This is a genomic window from Bradyrhizobium sp. 2S1, assembly GCF_011516625.5.
Lineage (GTDB): Bacteria > Pseudomonadota > Alphaproteobacteria > Rhizobiales > Xanthobacteraceae > Bradyrhizobium > Bradyrhizobium septentrionale.
Map to the genome: position 1 here is coordinate 8289907 of NZ_CP147717.1, position 18778 is coordinate 8308684.

The following is an 18778-nucleotide window of genomic DNA, read 5'->3' on the forward strand; positions in this document are numbered from 1 at the left end:
CCGGGGGGCGACCGAGGAGAAGGGGCGGCCAAGCCCGAGCTCGACACGGGAGCTCGACACGGGAGCTGGACAGATGGCCAATCGACCCAAATTCGCAATCACGAGGCCGATCGAGGAAACGCCGTATGCGGCGGCGCCTGACATCGTCATCGGCTATCCGCATCGGCTGGACTGGCTGGCGCTGTACCAGCCGGGCCCGCTGCGCATGCCCAACGAGCAGGGCATCTATCGCGACGTCATGGCGCTGGAATCCCGTTACCAGGACATGAAGGGCCATCATGAGCGCACCGTGAAGGCGCAGCTGGATCTCATCCCCAAGCGCGCCACTGGCCGCGCCGTGCTTGCGGAAATCGGCCGCAAGCCGTCGCACAAGGTGACGATCTTTCCGTTCGATTTCCTGCCCTCGGGGCAGTGGAAATCCGAGACGGCGGCCGCGACCGAGGCGACTGTGATCATGCCGACGCCGGAGATGATCGCCGCCTGGCGGGCCAATCCCGCGGTTCCACCCGCGGCGCTGCAGCCGCAGCTCGACGGCATGCTGAAGGGCACGCAGTGGAGTCGTCTCGACTTCACCTATCCGGCCACCGGTGCGGGGACAGGCGTCTATATGTTCTATACGGCGCAGCGCTTCGACGATCAGCCGATGGGCGCCGACGATGCACTGCTGCATGAGCTGGTGCATGCCGCGCGGCTGGCGAAGGGACTTTCCTTTCAGGCGCCGGTCAGCGGCAGCTATCGCAATATGGAGGAGTTCTTCGCCAGTGTCGTACAGATGGTCTATCGCTCGGAACGGCGGCAGTCGATCTTCGACTATGCCGGCGCGCCGATCGATGCGGCGTCGTTCCTCGACAAGAACCTGACGCCGTCGCCGCGACTGCTGATGGGCTGGCTTCGCTCGCAGCAGGGGACTTTCTATGCGGCGCTCACCAAGGCCGACGCAAGCTTCAATCCGATGCGCCAGGCCGACGCCGAAGCGGCCGCGCTGACCCGGAAGATCGAGCACGCGACCTGACCACGCCGAGACTGCGCGCGCGTCGGCCGGGTGAGGCCTTCGGCCGAACTAACTCACCCACCCTGCGCAGGCGCCTTCGCCGTCGAACGCCATGCAATCGCGAGCGCGAGCAGCAGCAGCGCGCCCGCCAGATAGAACGGGGCGCCGGGCATCTTCAGCGGCGCACTATCGCCGATGAAATACGCAAATGTCAGCGTGAACAGGAACGGGCCGATCAGCTGCGAGACGCTCTGCACGCTTGACGTCGCGCCCTGCAGCTGGCCCTGCTGATCTGTCGCAACGAGCTGCGTGGTCAGCGCCTGGGTCGCGGCGCCCGCGACGCCCCACAGCGCCATCACGGGAATGCCCACCCAGAACCAATGGCCGGTCGGCGCCGCACCGAAAATCAAGAAACCGGCCGCGCCGAAGCCGAGGCCGAGGAACAGCGTCTTGCGCTCGCCGAAGCGCTTGACGATCGGGCCGATCGCCGCACCCTGCACGATCATGGCGCAGACGCCGACCAGCGCCAGCGTCGCGCCGACGGTGCCGGTGCTCCAGCCATAACGATAGGTCGCGTAGAGCACGAACACCGACGGCAGCACGACATGGGCAAGCTGGGCGAAGAAATTCACCAGCGACAGCCCGGCGAGCACCCGGTTCGAGCGCAACAGATGCAATGCGCCGACAGGATTGGCGCTCCGCCAGCGGAACGGCGAGCGGCGCCCGGCAGGCAGCGACTCCGGCAGGATCAGCAGGCCATAGAGGCCGTTGGCGAAGCTCAGGCCGGCTGCGACCCAGAACGGCAGCCGCGGATCGAATTGGCCGAGCAAACCGCCCAGCGCCGGCCCGAGGATGAATCCCGCGCCGAAGGCGACGCCGATCTTGCCGAACACGGCGGCGCGCTGCTCCGGCGCGGTGACGTCGGTGATGTAGGCGAATGCGGTCGAGATGCTCGCCGAGGTGATGCCCGAGACCATCCGGCCGATGAACAGCCAGCCCAGCGTCGGCGCGAGCGCCATCACCACATAGTCGGCGGCAAGCCCGAAGTTCGACAACAGCACCACGGGCCGGCGACCGAAGCGATCGGACAGCGCACCCAGGATCGGCGAGCAGAAAAACTGCATCAACGCCCAGATCGTACCGAACAGCCCGAAGATGCGCGCGGCGTTCGCGGTGTCGTTGTTGACGAAACTCTCGATCAGTTTCGGCAGGATCGGGATGACCACGCCGAGCGCGAGCGTGTCGAGCAGGATGGTGACGAAGATGAAGATGACGGCGGCACCGCGCGCCTGCGGCGCGTCCGCTGCGTCATTCTCGTTTTGACGCGTTTTCGTCACGCGAACCGGTACCCACTTCGCTCGAAAACGCTAAGCGCCACCTCTCCGCTCATGACGGGCGTTTGCGCTTGTGGGCGAACGGGTTGGCCTTTTCGCGCAACGTGATCCTAACCGGCGTGCCCGGCAGATCGAAGGTCTCGCGCAGCGAGTTGGTGAGGTAGCGCAAATAGGATCTCGGGATCGCGTCGGCGCGCGAGCAGAACAGCACGAAGCTCGGCGGGCGCGCCTTCACTTGCGTGATGTAGTTCAGCTTCAACCGGCGGCCCGAGACCGCCGGCGGCGGAGCGGCCTGGATCGCCTGCTCGAACCAGCGATTGAGCGCGGCCGTCGGCAAGCGCCGGTTCCAGACCGCATAGGCCTCCTGGATCGCAATCATCAGGCGGTCGATGCCCTCGCCCATCAGGCCGGAGACGGCGACAACAGGCACGCCCTTGACCTGGGGCAGCCAGTGGTCAGCATCGGTGCGCAGTTGCGATATCTGGTTGGGCTTGCGCTCGACGAGGTCCCATTTGTTGACCGCGAGCACGATGGCGCGGCCTTCGCGCTCGATCAGGTCGGCGATCCGCAGATCCTGCTCCTCGAACCTGTTCTGCGCGTCCATCATCATCACGACGACTTCGGCGAAGCGCACCGCGCGCAGCGCGTCGGCGACCGAGAGCTTCTCCAGCTTCTCCTCGATCCGCGAGCGACGGCGCAGGCCTGCGGTATCAAACACGCGGAACTGGCGGCCCTGCCAGGTGATCTCGACCGCGATCGAATCGCGCGTGGTGCCGGCCTCGGGGCTGGTCAGCAGCCGTTCCTCGCCGAGCAGATGGTTGATCAGCGTCGACTTGCCGGCGTTGGGCCGGCCGACGATCGCAACCCGGATCGGTCGCTGCGCGATCTCCTCGTCCGACCAATCCTCGACACCCTCGATCTCCTCTTCCTCCTCCTCGGCAGACTCCGGCATCAACGCACTGAGCGCCTCGTGGAGATCGCCCATGCCCTCGCCATGCTCGGCCGAGATCTGGACGGGATCGCCGAGGCCGAGCGCGTAGGATTCCATCGCGCCGATCTCGCCATGCTTGCCCTCGGCCTTGTTGGCGACCAGCACCACCGGCTTGTTGGCTTTCCGGGCGAAGTCGGCGAAGGCGCGGTCGGTCGGCGTCAGGCCGACGCGGGCGTCGATCACGAACATCAGCGCGTCGGCGAGCTCGATCGCGGTCTCGGTCTGCTCCTGCATCCGCGCCGTCAGCGAGCCCTTGACGCCCTCGTCGAGACCCGCGGTATCGATGATGGTGAAGTCGAGATCGTAGAGCCGGGCCTGGCCCTCGCGGCGGTCACGCGTGACGCCGGGCTCGTCGTCGACCAGCGCGAGCTTCTGGCCGACCAGCCGGTTGAACAGCGTCGACTTTCCGACATTGGGCCGGCCGATAATGGCGATGGTGAAGGACATGGATCATCCAGGCGCGGTCTGCGACGCGCGGGTCAAGGTGCTGGCAAGAACTACAGCAGGAATGTTGGTCGGTCGAAGCAAATGATCGGGCACCTTGCCCCTTCGTCGCAAGCGGGGCGAGGTGGAACTCAGCTTAACGGTTAGCGTGTAAAGCCGCCGCTCGGCACCGGCGCGGGGAAGCCGCCGCCGGATTGTTGCGAGGTCTGGGTCTGGGCCGGCGCCGCAGGCTGCGCCTGCTGGTCGTCGGCCGGTGGCGCGGTGGCGCGGCGGCGGACGATCTTCTTCGGCTTCGGCTCGGGCGGCAGCGCGGCGGGCGCGCCCTCCTCCGGCGCAGCGTCGGGAGCCGCCGCCTGATCCGCCGCGGGGGCTGCGGCCGGCGCCGCCCTACCCTTGGCGTTCTTCTTGGCGCTCTTCGGCGGCTCGGGCGGCGGAGCCGCCTGGGCCGCTGCTGCCGCGGCGTTCTGCTGGTCGAGCTGTTCCTGCTGCGAGCCCTTGTACAATTCCTTCGGCACGCCCTGCTCGAGGCCGGGCACGCCTTCCGGGAATACCGGCTTGCGGTCGCCCTGCAGCTTCTTCTTGGTGTCGAGGAAGTCGAGCAGGTCGCTCGGATCGAAATTGGCCATACCGCCACCGCCGCAGCCCGCCAAGACGCTGCAAAGCGCGATGAGAACTGCGGCTGCGATCAGGCGTTGCGAGCGGCGCATGGTCGATCTCTCACTCAAACTCGGGTTCGTCTGGGCATGATCTCCGCGCAAACGCTTCGCGTTTGTCGCGAGGGAAAACCGGTTCCCACTTTTGCGGATCATGCCTCCTCAGCTCTTGGCGACCGGCGGCAACAAGGCCTGCAGCGCTTCGGCGCGCGAACGCAGGCTCGGCGGCGTCTCGCCGTCATTGGCTATCTGCTCGAGCCATTGCCGCGCGGCGGTGGCATCGTTGGCGCGCAAGGCCGACAGCGCCAGCAGCTCGCGCGCGGAGTGGCGGAAGGTCGGATCCTTCGCCGCGGCCGTCGCCTCGAGCCGCTGCAGCATGTTCGGATAGGTCGTGGTTTCCATCAGGATCTGCGCGGCGCGGATCCGCGCCAAATCCTGCTCGGGACCACCGACGCTGCGGTCGGCTGCGATCTCGTCGTAGAGCTTCGCGGCGGCCGGCTGGTCGCGGGTCGCGACCTCGGCGGCCATGCGCAGCCGCGCCAGATTGCGGTAGCCGGACGGCGCCTTGGTGATGAGGTCGGCAAAGGCAGCCTCAGCCTCGGCGTGCTTGTTCTGCTCGGACAGCTCGGCCGCGCGATCGAACGCCGCACCGGCCTCGGCCGCCTTCTTGGCCTCGAGATATTGGTAGCCACGCCAGCCACCGACGCCGGCGACCACCAGGATCGCCAGCGCGATGATAAAGATCGAGTACTTGTCCCACAGCTTCTTGAGCTGATCGCGACGGACTTCCTCGTCGACTTCGTCAAATAATTCAGACACTTAAGGCTATCCCATCCCCTCGGGACCGTGAATCTCGGTGGGCCATGCCCGCACCCGATCCCCACATCGCGGCGGCGTTACCCTAACGGTGTGGCGGAGGCAAGGCAAAGCGAGGCGGATCAAAGCGTTAACCGGGGAAGTTTGTCCTGCCCCGGGCTCACGCCCCCGCCAGGCTCTCGCGCAGCTGGCGCTTGATCACCTTGCCATTGGCATTGCGCGGCAGCGGCTCGGCGGTCAGCGCCATCGTCTCCGGCACCTTGTAGTCCGACAGACGCTCGGCACACCAGGCGCGCAGGCTCTCCACGTTGACGTCGGTACGGGTCACGATCACGGCGTGGACGCGCTCGCCGAGCACCGGGCACGGCTTTGCGATGATCGCGCTCTCGACCACGGCGGGATGGCCTGAAAGCACCGACTCGACCTCGGCGGAATAGATCTTCAGGCCGCCGCGGTTGATCATGTCCTTCTGGCGGTCGAACACGCGGACGAAGTTAGCAGCGTCGACCGAGCCGAGATCGCCGGAATGCCAGAAGCCGGCGGTGAAACTCTCCGCGGTCGCCTTCGGATTGTTCCAGTAGCCCTTGATGACCGAGGCGCTGCGGATCCAGAGCTCGCCGATCTCGCCGCGCGGCACCTCGCGGCCGTCGGGCCCCATCACGATGATCTCGGCGCCGGGACACGGCAGACCGACGCTGTCGATATGGGCCGCGGTCAGTTCGCCCGGCATCAAGGTCGAGGGCGACGTGGTCTCGGTCGCACCGTAGCAATTGGCGAGCTTCAGCCCGGGAATTTTTGCGTCGAGCTTCTCGATGGTGGCGACCGGCATCGGCGCGCCGCCGAAGCCGCCGATCCGCCAGCTCGACAGGTCGGTGCTGTCGAAATCCGGCTGCATCAGGCAAAGATTGTACATCGCCGGCACCATCACCGTGTAGGTGACCCGCTCGCGCGCCGCGACCTTGAGATACTCCGCCGCCTTGAACTCCGGCATGATGATCAGCGCACCGGCGCAGCGCGCCATGGTGGTGACGTTGGCGACCGCGCCGGTGACATGCGCGAGCGGCACCGCGGCGATCGAGCGATCATCCTTGGTTAGCTTCAGGCACGACGCGAACACCTGTGAGGAGTGGATGATGTTGCAATGGGCGAGCATCGCGCCCTTCGGCCGGCCGGTGGTGCCCGAGGTGTAGAGGATCATCGCGGTGTCCTCTTCCCTCACCTCCGCCGGCGCCTCGGCCGGCGCATTGTCGCGCAGACGAGCGAATTGCGACGCGCCGTCGTCGCTGACCGAGATGCGATGCTTGAGGCCTGGAATATCGGCAGCGTCCGGGATGCGATCGGCAAGCGATGCCTCATGGACCAGAAGCGTCGCGCCGCAATCGTTCAGCACATAGGCGATCTCGGGCTTCCGCTGGCGCGTGGAGAGCAGCACCGTGACCAGCCCGGCATGGGCGGCGGCGAACATCGTCAGCACGAACTCGATGCGGTTGCCGAGCAGAATCGCGACGCGGTCGCCGGGCGCAAGACCAAGCGCGGCAACGCCCGCCGCAACCTTCGCCGATTGCTCGGCCACCTCGCGCCAGCTCAGGCGTTGATCGCCGCAGACCAGCGCCTCGCCGTCGCCGTTCTGCGCGACGGCCTCAGTGACCATCGCCCACAGGCTGCCCGGCCGTTCCGGGAACGCCGGCACGACGCGGTCACCGAAGCGCGGCTCGAGCCGCATCGGCGGCAGTGCGTGTTGCGACCAGTCCATGCGCGCCCTCGTCAGCTCTTCTTCATGCCGTAGACGTGCTCCGGCCCCGGGAAGGCGCGGCTCTTCACATCGCGCGCATAGCCCGCGATGGCTTCCTCGATCATCGGTCCGAGATTGCCGTAGCGGCGCACGAATTTCGGCGCGCGCGGCGACAGGCCGAGCATGTCCTCCAGCACCAGCACCTGGCCGTCGCAGGCGGCACTGGCGCCGATGCCGATGGTGGGCACGGCGATCGATTGCGTGATCTTGCGCGCCAAGGGCTCGGCGACCGCCTCGACCACGATCGAGAACGCGCCGGCTTGCGCGATCGCGTGAGCGTCGTTTTCGATCGGCGCCCAGTTGGTCTCCTCGCGGCCCTGGGCGCGGAACGAGCCAAGCGTGTTGATCGACTGCGGCGTCAGGCCGATATGGCCCATCACGGGAATGCCGCGCTCGGAAAGGAACGCAACGGTTTCCGCCATCCGCGCGCCGCCCTCGAGCTTGACCGCGCCGCACAGCGTTTCCTTCATGATCCGCACCGCCGATTGAAACGCCTGCTCCTTGGAGCCTTCGTACGAGCCGAACGGCATGTCGACCACGACGAGGGCCGCCTGCGAGCCGCGCATCACGGCGCGGCCCTGCAGGATCATCATGTCGAGCGTGACCGGCACCGTGGTCTCGAAGCCGTGCATGACGTTGCCGAGGGAATCGCCGACCAGGATCGCGTCGCAATGACGGTCGACCAATGCTGCGGTGTGCGCGTGGTAGGACGTCAGCATCACGATCGGCTCGCCGTTCTTGCGGGCGCGCAGATCTGGCGCGGTCTTGCGCTTGATGGCGGATTGAACAGACATTCTCAGGCTCCCATGACAGGCACGCCGATCACGACCGGGTGGAACGCAAACGCAAGCGCCAGATAAGCGATGACACCGACCGCGATCGCGATCAGGTCGTTGGTTGGGCCGCCCACCGGGATCGGCGGCGCGCCGGCATCCGTGCGGCGCTTCAGCGAGATGCGGTCATAGACCGCCCAGCCGAGAATCGAGCCGAACAGGATGATCGAGCCGAGGTCGCCATTGGCGAGCAGATGCGCAAACGCCCACAGCTTCACGCCCGCCAGCATTGGGTGCTTCAGCGTGGTATAGATGCGGCCGCGGATATAGGAGGCGACGACCAGGATGACGGCGGGCAGCATCAGCGCCACCGCGATGTGCTTGAAAGCGGTCGGCGGCGTCCAGACGTCGATCCATCCGGTCGCGCGATAATGGCCGAAGCCCCAGACGATCAGGAACAGCCCTGCCGCGGCGGCGAGCGAATAAACGATCTTGTAGACGCCCTCGCCCATCGTTTTGATCAGGCCGGCACGCAGGTCGCGCAGGCTGGTCAGCACATGGATGCCGAGGAACAGCACGAGACCCAGGATCATGACGAGCAGTCCCACGATGTTCCTCCCCTGATTGATTGGTGTCTTCGCGTAACATCTTCGCCGGGCGGTAGGCAATGCATCACCCCCACCGCCATATTCCGTCATTCCGGGATGGCCCGCAGGGCCAGACCCGGAATCTCGAAGTTGTCGGGCGCGCAAACCAATCTCGAGATTCCGGGTTCGATGCTCCGCATCGCCCCGGAATGACGAGCCTCAAGGTCTCTCTGGTTGCTTGCCGAACTCGCGGTTGTCGACATAGCGGATCATGATCGGGCGGCCGGCCAGCGCGCCGCCAAGCCCGCCGGTGAATTTCAGCGGCAGGCAGGCGCCGAGCGAGGCGTTGATGGCATTGAGGTAGGTCGTGCGGGTGTCCGTCGGGACGCCCCGCGTCGCGAATGTCAGGCGCGGCGCGCCGATCATCTCGCCCGTCCGCTTGAAGCTGAAGCGCACCGACATCTGCATGCCCTCGCGCGCGTCGTCGGGCGGCGGCGGCGCCCAGCAGGAACGCAGCGCGGCGAAGAGATCGCCGATGGTATCGAGATCATGGTCCGGCTTGCGGTACTTCTGGGCTTGCCCCTCGGGCGGCACGGTCAGGATCGTGAGCTGAAGATTTTCGCCGTACGGATAATCCATCTCGGGAAGGCACGGGCCGTGGTTGAACACGCTGCAATAAGACGGCGTGCAGGGCCCGCCGTCGAGCACGCTGCAGGGTGTGTGCGCGAACGGCACCGGGTTGGTCTGTTGCCTTTCCTGCGCGCCGGCCACGCCCACAGGGCAGATGGCCAGCACGGCAAGAACGAGGTAGATGGCGATGCGTCGGAGCATGGACGAGCCCTGGAAGGCGGTCCAACCAAGATGTGAAACGCGGCGGGCAGGTTCAAGCCTTGCCGCGTTCACGTCCCCGCGCGTGTTTCATGCTGCGATGCTAGGCTGACGCGGCTCGCGCGTGTTGAATGAGCTCGACCTTGTAGCCATCCGGATCTTCGACGAAGGCGATGATCGACGTGCCAAATTTGACCGGGCCGGGATCCCGTCTGATCTTGACTCCGGCCGCGCGAAGGCTGCCGCAGAGGTCGTAGATGTCCGGGACCTCGATGACCAATTGGCCGAACGCGTTGCCGTGTTCATAAGTCTCGATGCCGTAATTGTATGTCAGCTCGAGTCCCGAACCGGCCGCCTCGCCGTAGCCGAGAAACGCAAGCGTATATCGCCCTTCCGGAACATCGCGGCGCCGGAGCTCCGTCATGCCGAGCTGCTTGTAGAACGAAATGCTTCGTTCGAGGTCACCGACGCGGATCATCGTGTACAGGATTCTGTTCATGGCTAGTCCTTTTGGAAAATCTTTCGATGGCTAGGGTCAGCGGCTGCGCAGTGTTCATCAGGCCAGAGCGGCAGCGACCCATTGCGCCCAGGCGAGCGCTTCTCGATCGGCACCGGGTCGGGCAACGATCTGAATTCCAAGCGGCAGCCCCTCGGGGCCGGCTCCAGCAGGAACGGTGATGGCAGGGCCATGCAAGGCGGTCCAAAGTGAATTGAACGACGAGTCCCCGGTGGAAGCGAGGCCCTCGGGAGCCTGGCCGGTCGCGGCGGGCGTGACCAGAATATCAAGATCCTCGATCGTCGCCGGAAACCGGCGGCGCAGCTGCGAAAGTGTCTCCGCCGCTTCGAGATAGTCGGCGTGGGAAATGGCCAATCCTGCGTCGAGTTGCTGCCGGAGAGGCGAACTGATCTGGTCTCGTGCATGCGCCAGCTCCCAGCCGAGCCCTTGAGCGGCCTCGCGATTGAGCACCTTGGGGAATGCAGTGTGAAATGCATCGAACGCTGACGGCAGCTCGCGATCGACGACCACGGCACCCGCGCGCGATAACGCCGTCGCTACGTCAGCAAGAAGCTTGCGGGTCTCGGGCAGCGCCTTGTCCCAGCTCGGCGATCTGCATATTCCGATGCGAGGCGCGCGTTCAGGCTTCCGATCAGGATCGCCGAGCGGCAGGCCGCTGACGGTCCCGACCAAGAGCGCGCAATCAGCGACGCATCTGGCGACAACGCCAACCGTGTCAACGGTCTCGGCGACCAGCTTCACACCGCCGCGATTGATCACTCCGAAGCTCGGCTTGTAACCCACCACGCCACAATAGGCGGCCGGCTTGATCAGACTGCCCATCGCCTGCGTCCCATATGCAAGCGGGAAGAAGTAGTCCGCAACACCCGCCACCGAGAGCTGGCGCCGGTTGTTTGGACAGCGCCCCGCGGGATTTAAGTGGATTCCTGCCGGGTTATGCTGAACGCGGGGCCTTTCGATTTTGTCGTTGCGTCGGGAGGGCGTAGCCCGACCAGAGCGACGACAAAATCGTCGGCGACGGTCATGCGGCCATCACCATAGCTTGCGTGCCGAAGTAAGCCTCGTCGGGCGTGCGCCCGTCAAGGCTCGAGTGAGGGCGTCCCTGATTGTAGAAGGCCAGATACTTGGCAATTGACGCTCGCGCCTCGGACACGCTGTCGTAGGCGCGGAGATAAACTTCTTCGTATTTGACCGTGCGCCAGAGCCGCTCGACAAACACGTTGTCGCGCCAGGCGCCCTTGCCGTCCATGCTGATGGCGATCTTCGCGTCCAGCAGCACATCGGTGAACTCGAGGCTGGTGAACTGGCTGCCCTGGTCCGTGTTGAAAATCTCGGGCCTGCCGTGCTTCGCCAACGCCTCCTGGACCGCTTCGACGCAGAAGGCCGCCTCCATTGTGATCGAGACGCGATGGGCCAGGACCCGTCGGCTGAACACATCGACGACCGCCGCGAGATAGACGAAGCCACGCCGCATCGGAATGTAGGTGATGTCCATTGCCCACGCCTGGTCGGGCCGCTCGATCTTCAATCCGCGCAACAGGTACGGGTAGATCTTGTGACCCGGTGCCGGCTTACTCGTGTTCGGGCGACGATAGACCGCCTCGATCCCCATGCGCTTCATCAGCGTCGCGATGTGGCGGCGACCGGCGTATACGCCCTCCCGCCGCAGCAACGATCGCTGCATACGCGCTCCCGCGAAGGGATAATCGAGATGCAGCTCATCGAGCCGACGCATCAAGGCAAGGTCCTCGGCCGAAACTGGCCGAGGTTCATAGTAGACCGTGCTGCGAGCCAGCTTCAGGACCTTCGCCTGGCGCACGATAGAAAGATCATGACCGCGGTCGATCATCGCTTTGCGCTCAGCAGGCCCGCCTTGGTGAGCGCGCCGGACAAAAAATCGTTTTCCAACGCCAGCTCGCCGATCTTGGCATGTAACGCCTTCAAATCGACCGGCGTCTCGGCCGACGCCTTGTCATGCCCAAACACGCCGGCGGCGCCTTCCAGGAGCTGGTTTTTCCAGATCGTGATCTGGTTCGGATGAACATCAAACAGTTGCGCCAGCTCCGCCAGCGTCTTGTCGCCTTTGACCGCAGCCAAAGCAACCTTCGCCTTGAATGCCGGAGAATGCATCCGGCGGCTCTTCTTCGTCATCTTCGCTCCTGATTCGCGGCAAGAATCCTCGCCGCTGTCAGGCAGAAAATCCACTCAAGCTACTGTCCGAATTTGCGGAGCCAGCTCTCCGAGCCGCTGCTCGATCCACCTGGGGTGTGCCCGAGCGTCAGCGGGTGAACCGTTGGACCAGGCGTGCGGATGGCGAACTCCGCGGTGACCGTCTTGCCGATCACCACGGCCCCGGCGGCGCGTACCCAAGTGACGGCGGCCGCATCGGCTTTCGGACGCCACGCCTTCCAGATCGGAGAACCATGCTCGGTCGGCATGTCGTGCGTATCGATGACATCCTTGACCCCGATCGGGATGCCATGGAGCGGCCCTGGATTTGCGCGGGCACTTCGCGCCTGATCCGGATCATGGAAGGCCAGCGCCCGGACCGCCGGGTCGCGATCGGCGATACGCGCGAGGCACGCTTCGAGAAGGTCGGCCGGCTTCAACCTGCCACTTTGAATGCGGCGAGTGGCGTCCGTTGCGGTCAGCTGAGAAAGGTCATCCATGGCGCGATTTCCAGTTGTGGCGTTGCCACTGGAAATAGCTCGGGACATATGATAAGAAAAACCAATATTCCTTATCCAACAATTTCATTTAACTGAACTATGCGCAACCTCGACATGGACATCCTTCGGACTTTGGTGGCTGCCCAGGACCTGGGTGGCTTCAACCGCGCTGCCGACCAGGTCGGCCGGTCTCAGTCAGCGGTCAGCCAGCAAGTCCGGAAACTGGAGGAGCAGGTTGGCGAGGCCTTGTTCCGCAAGGAAGGACGAGGGTTGGTCCCCACCGAAGCCGGCGACGTGATCCTGCGCTATGCCCGTCGCATCCTCGATCTCAACGACGAGGCGATCGCCGCGGTGCGGGGAATCGCGATCGCGGGGACCGTCCGGTTTGGCTTGCCGAGCGACCTCGCCGAGACGTGGTTGCCGAAAGTGTTGGGGCACTTCAAGCGCGCCCATCCTGCTGTCTTGATCGAGGTCGTCGTCGAGCGCAACGCGCTGCTGCTCGAGCGGCTGGATAAGGGACAGCTTGATCTTGCGATCGCATTTGGCGGCGGTCCACGTGCCGATGCGCATCAATTGGCCGAGCTGCCGATGACGTGGATTGGCCCCGTATCGAAAGAGTCTGTGATCAAGACGAGCGAGCCGATATCGCTGGTGGTGTACAGCCCTCCCTGCTTCTTCCGTCAGGCGAGCATCGATGCCTTGGACAAGGCCGGCATCGCCTGGCACACATCGTTCACAAGCACCAGCCTGCACGGGCTATGGGCCGCCGTCGATGCGGGCCTTGGCATTACCCTGCGCACGGTCGTCGGTTTGCCTCGCTCCCTGACGGTGCTGCACGAATCCTCCGGCCTCCCGCCTGCCCCAACGATCCGATTGGCGTTGCATGATGCCGGCCGGGAATTGTCGCCCGCCGCCGAGCGACTGAAGGCCATCCTGGTCGAAACGTTGGCCGATAGCCTACACGGCGCGAACCGAGCGCTTGCTCGGTAGCGCCGCTCCGGGTAGCAACAAACTCGCTGTCATCGCCCGGCTTGACCGGGCGATCCAGTATTCCAGAGGCGGCGGTGTGTCATTGAGAAGCCGCGGCGTACTGGGTCCCCCGGTCCCGTCTACGCCAAGGCTTCGACGAGGCCACGAATCCCAGGCACGCCGAAGCTTTAGCGAAGGCGGCAAGCCGGGGGACGACAGCGGCAGGCTTGGCGACACTACGCCCGCTTCTTCACGTCCTCGCGCTTTTCGCGTCATAACCCAACTGTCATCGCCCGGCTCGACCGGGCGATCCAGTATTCCAGAGACGGTTGTGATCAATCGAGAGGCCGCGGCGTACTGGGTCCCCCGGTCAAGCCGGGGGACGACACCGAGGAATGGGCCTTACGCCTTCTTCACGTCCTTGACGTTGGAGAAGGTGATGCCCTCGGCGCGCTCGCGGGTGTAGCCGAGATAGAACTCGTTCTTGGCCATGAACACGGGATCGCCGTCGACGTCGTCGGCAATGCCGGAATTGTTGGCGGCGACGAAGGCATCGAGCTTCTTGCGGTCGTCGGAGGAAATCCAGCGCGCCAGCGAGAATTCAGAGATCTCGAACTCGACCGGCAGAGAATATTCCGCATCCAGCCGCGCCTTTAGCACGTCGAGCTGCAGTGGGCCGACCACGCCGACCAGCGCCGGTGCGCCATCGCGCGGGCGGAACACCTGCACGACGCCCTCCTCCGACATCTGCTGCAGGGCTTCCTTCAGCTTCTTCGCCTTCATCGCATCCGTCAGGCGAACACGGCGGACGATTTCCGGCGCAAAGCTCGGCACGCCGACGAAGGTCAGATCCTCGCCCTCGGTCAGGGTATCGCCGATCCGCAAGGTGCCGTGGTTGGGAATGCCGACGACGTCGCCGGCAAAGGCCTCGTCCGCCACCGAGCGGTCCTGGGCAAAGAAGAATTGCGGGCTCGACAGGCTCATGTTCTTGCCGGTGCGCACCAGCTTGGCCTTCATGCCGCGGCTCAGCTTGCCCGAGCACAGCCGGGCGAAGGCGATGCGGTCGCGGTGGTTCGGATCCATGTTGGCCTGGATCTTGAACACGAAGGCGCTCATGCGCGGCTCGGCTGCCTCGACCTTGCGCAGATCCGAATCCTGCGCACGCGGCGCCGGCGCGAACTTGCCGAGGCCTTCGAGCAAGTCGCCGACGCCGAAATTGCGCAGCGCGCTGCCGAAATAGACCGGCGTCAGATGCCCTTCGCGGAACGCCGCGAGCTCGAACGGCTTGCAGGCTTCCGAGGCCAGCGCGAGCTCGTCCCTGACCTCGGCGACGTCGAGATTGGGGTTGCGCTTGCCGAGATCGGCGATGTCGATCTGCTCGGTGGCGCCGGTCTTGGCGCCGCCGCCCTCGAGCAGCCGCACGCCGCCATTGACGACGTCATAGGTGCCGAGGAAGTCGCGGCCGCGGCCGACCGGCCAGGTCATCGGCGTGGTGTCAAGCGCCAGGGTCTTCTCGATCTCGTCGAGCAGGTCGAACGTGTCGCGGCTCTCGCGGTCCATCTTGTTGATGAAGGTGATGATCGGGATGTCGCGCAGGCGGCACACCTCGAACAGCTTCCGCGTCCGCGCCTCGATGCCCTTGGCGGCGTCGATCACCATGACCGCGGAGTCGACCGCGGTCAGCGTCCGGTAAGTATCTTCCGAAAAGTCCTCGTGGCCCGGCGTGTCCAAGAGGTTGAACACGAGGTCGTTGAACTCGAAGGTCATCACCGAGGTGACGACCGAGATGCCGCGCTCGCGCTCGATCTTCATCCAGTCCGAGCGGGTGTTGCGGCGCTCGCCCTTGGCCTTGACCTGACCCGCGAGGTTGATGGCGCCGCCGAACAGCAGCAGCTTTTCCGTCAGCGTGGTCTTGCCGGCGTCCGGATGGGAAATGATCGCAAAGGTGCGCCGTCGCGCCACTTCCTCTGACAGTGGCGAGCGGGACGGCGATTCGGTTGTTGCAGCGGTATCGGACATGGCGGGGCAGCGTTTGGCAGGGAAAACGGGCGCAATCAAGGGCGTTTTGTCGCAATGCGGACGGGCGCACCATCCCCATATAGGTACGAGAAGGACGACCTTCTCCTCACCATACCGTCAGCGGGGACGACCCTGCCTTTTCTGGAGGGTTCGTGATGGCTTGGGCCATTCTGTTCACCGCTGGCCTGCTCGAGATCGGCTGGGCGATCGGGCTGAAATATACCGAGGGTTTCTCGCGGCTGGTGCCGTCGGTGCTGACGCTCGCGGCGATGGCCGGCAGCGTGATCCTGCTTGGCATTGCGCTGAAGACGCTGCCGATTGGAACCGCCTATGCGGTCTGGACCGGGATCGGCGCGGTCGGCACTGCGGCGCTCGGCATCATCCTGCTCGGCGAACCCGCGACCGCGATGCGGCTCGCCAGCATCGCCCTGATCGTTTCCGGCATCGTCGGGCTGAAGCTCGTCGGATGAATCTCTTCTGGACGCGTTTTCTTAACGCGAACCGGCTTCCACTTCGCTCGAAAACGCTACTTCAGAATCTGCACCGCCCAATAGGTCGCGGCGGCGACCGCAGCCGACGCCGGGATTGTGATCACCCAGGCATAGACGATCGAGCTCGCCACATTCCAGCGCACGGCGGAGAGCCGCCGTGCCGCACCGACGCCGACAATGGCGCCGGTGATGGTATGGGTGGTCGATACGGGAACCCCGAGATAGGTCGCGATGAACAGCGTCGCGGCGCCGCCGGTCTCAGCGCAAAAGCCCTGCATCGGCGTCAGCTTGGTGATCCGCAGCCCCATGGTGCGCACGATCCGCCAGCCGCCCATCAAGGTGCCCAGCGCCATCGCGCTCTGGCAGGACAGCACGACCCAGAACGGAATTTCGAAGGTGTCGCCGAGATGGCCCTGCGAGTAGAGCAGCACGGCGATGATGCCCATGGTCTTCTGCGCGTCGTTGCCGCCATGGCCGAGCGAATAGAGCGAGGCCGAGGCGAATTGCAGGATGCGAAAGGCGCGATCGACCGCGAACGGCGTCGAGCGCACCGAGAGCCAGGACACGACGGCCACCAGCACCAGCGCCAGCAGGAAGCCGACCAGCGGCGACAGCACGATCGCGAGCAAGGTCTTGGTGAGCCCGCTCCACACCGCAGCCGAAATGCCCGCCTTCGCCATGCCGGCGCCGACCAGCCCGCCGATCAGCGCGTGCGAGCTCGACGAGGGGATGCCGAGCGCCCAAGTGATCACGTTCCAGACGATCGCGCCGACCAGCGCGGCGAAGATCACGGTCGCGTCCACCACCGACGGGTCGATGATCCCGGTGCCGATGGTGTTGGCGACGTGCAGGCCGAAGACTGCGAAGGCGACGAAATTGAAGAAGGCCGCCCAGAACACCGCATATTGCGGCCGCAGCACGCGGGTCGAGACGATGGTTGCGATCGAGTTCGCGGCATCGTGCAGGCCGTTCAGGAAGTCGAACAGCAGCGCGACCGCGATCAGGATGGTGAGAACCGGAAGACCCAGCGTGGCGTCCACGTGATGGCCCCGCTCTATTGTGCTTTTTTGAGCATGATCTCCGCGCAAACGCGTTCCGCGTTTGTCGCGCCGGAAAACCGCATCACACTTTTCCGGATCATGCTCATACTTGCTCGATCACGATCGAATTGATCTCGTTGGCGACGTCGTCGAAGCGGTCGGCCACCTTCTCGAGGTGATCGTAGATCTCCGCGCCGACGATGAAGTCCATCGTGTTGGCGTTGCGGTGCTTCAGGAACAATTCCTTCAGCCCGATATCATGGAGATCGTCGACCCGGCCCTCGAGCTTGGTCAGTTCCTCGGTGATCTGGGTCAGCATCGAGACGTTCTGACCGATCGCCTGCAACAAGGGCAGCGCGCGGACGACCAGATTGGCGCATTCGACGATCAGGGTGCCGATCTCGCGCATCGGCGGCTCGAACTCGCGCACCTCGAACAGCATGACCGCCTTTGCAGTCGCCTGCATCTGGTCGACCGCGTCGTCCATCGCCGTGATCAGGTTCTTGATGTCGCCGCGGTCGAACGGGGTGATGAAGGTGCGGCGAACCGCGGTCAGCACCTCACGGGTGACACTATCGGCGTCGTTCTCGAACTGATTGACGCGCTGACAGAAGACCGGGGTCTCCTCGCCGCCCTTCAGCATGTCCTGCAGCGCCAGCGAGCACTTCACGGAGGTCTGGGCGTGGCGGGCGAACAGGTCGAAAAACCGCTCTTCCTTGGGCAGGAAGGCGCGAAACCAGCGCAGCATGTCTCAGTTCCATCGTTCCGGGACAGCCCTTTTAGCGACTGTCACAGAACTGTCATAGAGCATCTGGCGGGGAAAGCACCGATCGACCGCCCGAACGGGCGGTCGTCCACCGCTATGTCAGCGGAAAATCGCGGGCCGCGCCCTGCCCTACAGCGACCGCCGGAGCATATGGGCCAGCTCGCCGACCAGGCCGCGCCGGAACAGCAGCACGCAGGCGACGAAGATCACGCCCTGGATCACCGTCACCCACTGGCCGAAGCCGGCGAGATATTGCTGCATGGCGATGATCACGAATGCGCCGACCACCGGTCCGAAGATGGTGCCGAGACCGCCGACCAGCGTCATCAGCACGATTTCACCGGACATCGACCAGTGCACGTCGGTGAGCGAGGCGTTCTGCGCCACGAACACCTTCAGCGAGCCGGCGAAGCCCGCCAGCGTGCCCGACAGGATGTAGGCGAGCATCTTGTACTGGTCGGTCTTGTAGCCGAGCGAGATCGCGCGCGGTTCGTTCTCGCGGATCGCCTTCAAGACCTCGCCGAACGGCGAGTTGATGGTCCGGTAGATCAGCAGGAAGCCGGCGAGGAAGCCGACCAGCACGACGTAGTAAAGCACCATCGGCTTCGAGAGGTCGAAGATCCCGAACAGTCGTCCCTGCGGGATGCCCTGGATGCCGTCTTCGCCGTGCGTGAACGGCGCCTGCAGATAGATGAAGTAGAGCAGCTGCGACAGCGCCAGCGTGATCATCGAGAAGTAGATGCCCTGGCGGCGGATCGAGATGAAGCCGGTGACGAGGCCGAGCAACGCCGCGGCGGCGGTGCCGACCACGATGCCGAGCTCGGGCGGCAGCCCCCACACCTTCAGCGCATGCGCGGTAACGTAGCCGGCAGTGCCGAGGAACATCGCGTGGCCGAACGACAGCAGGCCGCCATAGCCGATCAGCAGGTTGAAGGCGCAGGCGAGCAGCGCAAAGCACAGCGCCTGCATCACGAAGAAAGGATAGATCCCCGTGAACGGCACCACCGCCAGCAGCGCCGCCATTACGGCGAATACGATCATCTCGTCGCGCATCGCGCGCGGCGTCACCGGAAGTGTATCGTCGGTCAATGCTGACAT

At 65.0% G+C, this 18778-nt stretch carries 19 protein-coding genes; 3 read left to right on the plus strand and 16 right to left on the minus strand.

What is annotated here, in order from left to right:
• The first annotated feature begins 73 nt into the window (after nt 1-73).
• Nucleotides 74-1012: a hypothetical protein gene (locus tag HAP54_RS39200; RefSeq protein WP_029083552.1), complete on the plus strand. Its 939-nt coding sequence runs from the start codon at nt 74-76 to the stop codon at nt 1010-1012.
• 53 nt (nt 1013-1065) lie between these two features.
• Here the strand turns inward: HAP54_RS39200 and HAP54_RS39205 are convergent, their stop codons facing one another.
• The 12 genes from HAP54_RS39205 to HAP54_RS39260 all read right to left on the minus strand — a co-directional run bounded on the left by HAP54_RS39205 (nt 1066) and on the right by HAP54_RS39260 (nt 12395).
• On the minus strand, nt 1066-2328 hold the full coding sequence (locus HAP54_RS39205; RefSeq protein ID WP_166296296.1) for a TCR/Tet family MFS transporter: 1263 nt from the start codon (nt 2326-2328) through the stop codon (nt 1066-1068).
• Nucleotides 2329-2377: 49 nt separating this feature from the next.
• Complete coding sequence (der, locus tag HAP54_RS39210; RefSeq protein WP_166296298.1) at nt 2378-3763, minus strand: ribosome biogenesis GTPase Der; 1386 nt, start codon at nt 3761-3763, stop codon at nt 2378-2380.
• 140 nt (nt 3764-3903) lie between these two features.
• Nucleotides 3904-4467: a hypothetical protein gene (locus HAP54_RS39215; RefSeq protein WP_166296300.1), complete on the minus strand. Its 564-nt coding sequence runs from the start codon at nt 4465-4467 to the stop codon at nt 3904-3906.
• 108 nt (nt 4468-4575) lie between these two features.
• Nucleotides 4576-5232 (minus strand): tetratricopeptide repeat protein, encoded by a 657-nt coding sequence (locus HAP54_RS39220; RefSeq protein WP_166296302.1) that lies wholly within the window; start codon nt 5230-5232, stop codon nt 4576-4578.
• A 157-nt stretch (nt 5233-5389) separates the two neighbouring features.
• Entirely contained in the window at nt 5390-6982 is a 1593-nt protein-coding gene (locus HAP54_RS39225) for a class I adenylate-forming enzyme family protein (RefSeq protein ID WP_166296304.1), read from the minus strand.
• Nucleotides 6983-6993: 11 nt separating this feature from the next.
• Nucleotides 6994-7815: a 3-methyl-2-oxobutanoate hydroxymethyltransferase gene (gene panB, locus HAP54_RS39230; protein WP_166296306.1), complete on the minus strand. Its 822-nt coding sequence runs from the start codon at nt 7813-7815 to the stop codon at nt 6994-6996.
• 2 nt (nt 7816-7817) lie between these two features.
• Nucleotides 7818-8402 carry an NnrU family protein gene (locus tag HAP54_RS39235; RefSeq protein ID WP_166296308.1) on the minus strand — a complete coding sequence of 195 codons (585 nt, stop codon included), beginning with the start codon at nt 8400-8402 and terminating at the stop codon, nt 7818-7820.
• A 198-nt stretch (nt 8403-8600) separates the two neighbouring features.
• The gene (locus tag HAP54_RS39240; RefSeq protein ID WP_166296310.1) at nt 8601-9212 is read right to left on the minus strand and encodes a hypothetical protein; all 612 of its coding nucleotides are present in this window, start codon (nt 9210-9212) and stop codon (nt 8601-8603) included.
• A 100-nt stretch (nt 9213-9312) separates the two neighbouring features.
• Nucleotides 9313-9708 carry a lactoylglutathione lyase gene (gene gloA / locus HAP54_RS39245; protein WP_166296313.1) on the minus strand — a complete coding sequence of 132 codons (396 nt, stop codon included), beginning with the start codon at nt 9706-9708 and terminating at the stop codon, nt 9313-9315.
• 57 nt (nt 9709-9765) lie between these two features.
• On the minus strand, nt 9766-10599 hold the full coding sequence (locus tag HAP54_RS39250; RefSeq protein ID WP_166296316.1) for an amidase family protein: 834 nt from the start codon (nt 10597-10599) through the stop codon (nt 9766-9768).
• Nucleotides 10600-10747: 148 nt separating this feature from the next.
• Nucleotides 10748-11877 (minus strand): IS3-like element ISRj2 family transposase gene (locus HAP54_RS39255; RefSeq protein ID WP_166204126.1). Its coding sequence is split into 2 segments (ribosomal slippage): nt 10748-11625 and nt 11625-11877, totalling 1131 coding nucleotides; the frame shifts between segments, so codons are not numbered across the junction.
• Nucleotides 11878-11936: 59 nt separating this feature from the next.
• Nucleotides 11937-12395, minus strand: a complete 459-nt coding sequence (locus HAP54_RS39260; protein WP_166296319.1) for an amidase family protein — start codon at nt 12393-12395, stop codon at nt 11937-11939.
• 99 nt (nt 12396-12494) lie between these two features.
• Between HAP54_RS39260 and HAP54_RS39265 the strand changes: the two genes are divergently transcribed.
• Nucleotides 12495-13385, plus strand: coding sequence for a LysR substrate-binding domain-containing protein (locus HAP54_RS39265; protein WP_210297479.1), 891 nt, complete (start codon nt 12495-12497; stop codon nt 13383-13385).
• Between the two features lie 381 nt (nt 13386-13766).
• Here the strand turns inward: HAP54_RS39265 and HAP54_RS39270 are convergent, their stop codons facing one another.
• Entirely contained in the window at nt 13767-15383 is a 1617-nt protein-coding gene (locus HAP54_RS39270; RefSeq protein ID WP_166296322.1) for a peptide chain release factor 3, read from the minus strand.
• A gap of 155 nt (nt 15384-15538) precedes the next feature.
• On the opposite strand from HAP54_RS39270, the gene sugE reads away from it, so the two are divergent.
• Nucleotides 15539-15853 (plus strand): quaternary ammonium compound efflux SMR transporter SugE, encoded by a 315-nt coding sequence (sugE, locus tag HAP54_RS39275; RefSeq protein ID WP_029083562.1) that lies wholly within the window; start codon nt 15539-15541, stop codon nt 15851-15853.
• A gap of 56 nt (nt 15854-15909) precedes the next feature.
• Here sugE and HAP54_RS39280 read toward each other — a convergent pair whose 3' ends face one another.
• The 3 genes from HAP54_RS39280 to HAP54_RS39290 form a co-directional block, all read right to left on the minus strand.
• Nucleotides 15910-16914: an inorganic phosphate transporter gene (locus tag HAP54_RS39280; protein WP_166296325.1), complete on the minus strand. Its 1005-nt coding sequence runs from the start codon at nt 16912-16914 to the stop codon at nt 15910-15912.
• 103 nt (nt 16915-17017) lie between these two features.
• The gene (locus HAP54_RS39285) at nt 17018-17662 is read right to left on the minus strand and encodes a DUF47 domain-containing protein (protein ID WP_166296328.1); all 645 of its coding nucleotides are present in this window, start codon (nt 17660-17662) and stop codon (nt 17018-17020) included.
• Between the two features lie 147 nt (nt 17663-17809).
• Complete coding sequence (locus HAP54_RS39290; protein WP_166296331.1) at nt 17810-18778, minus strand: branched-chain amino acid ABC transporter permease; 969 nt, start codon at nt 18776-18778, stop codon at nt 17810-17812.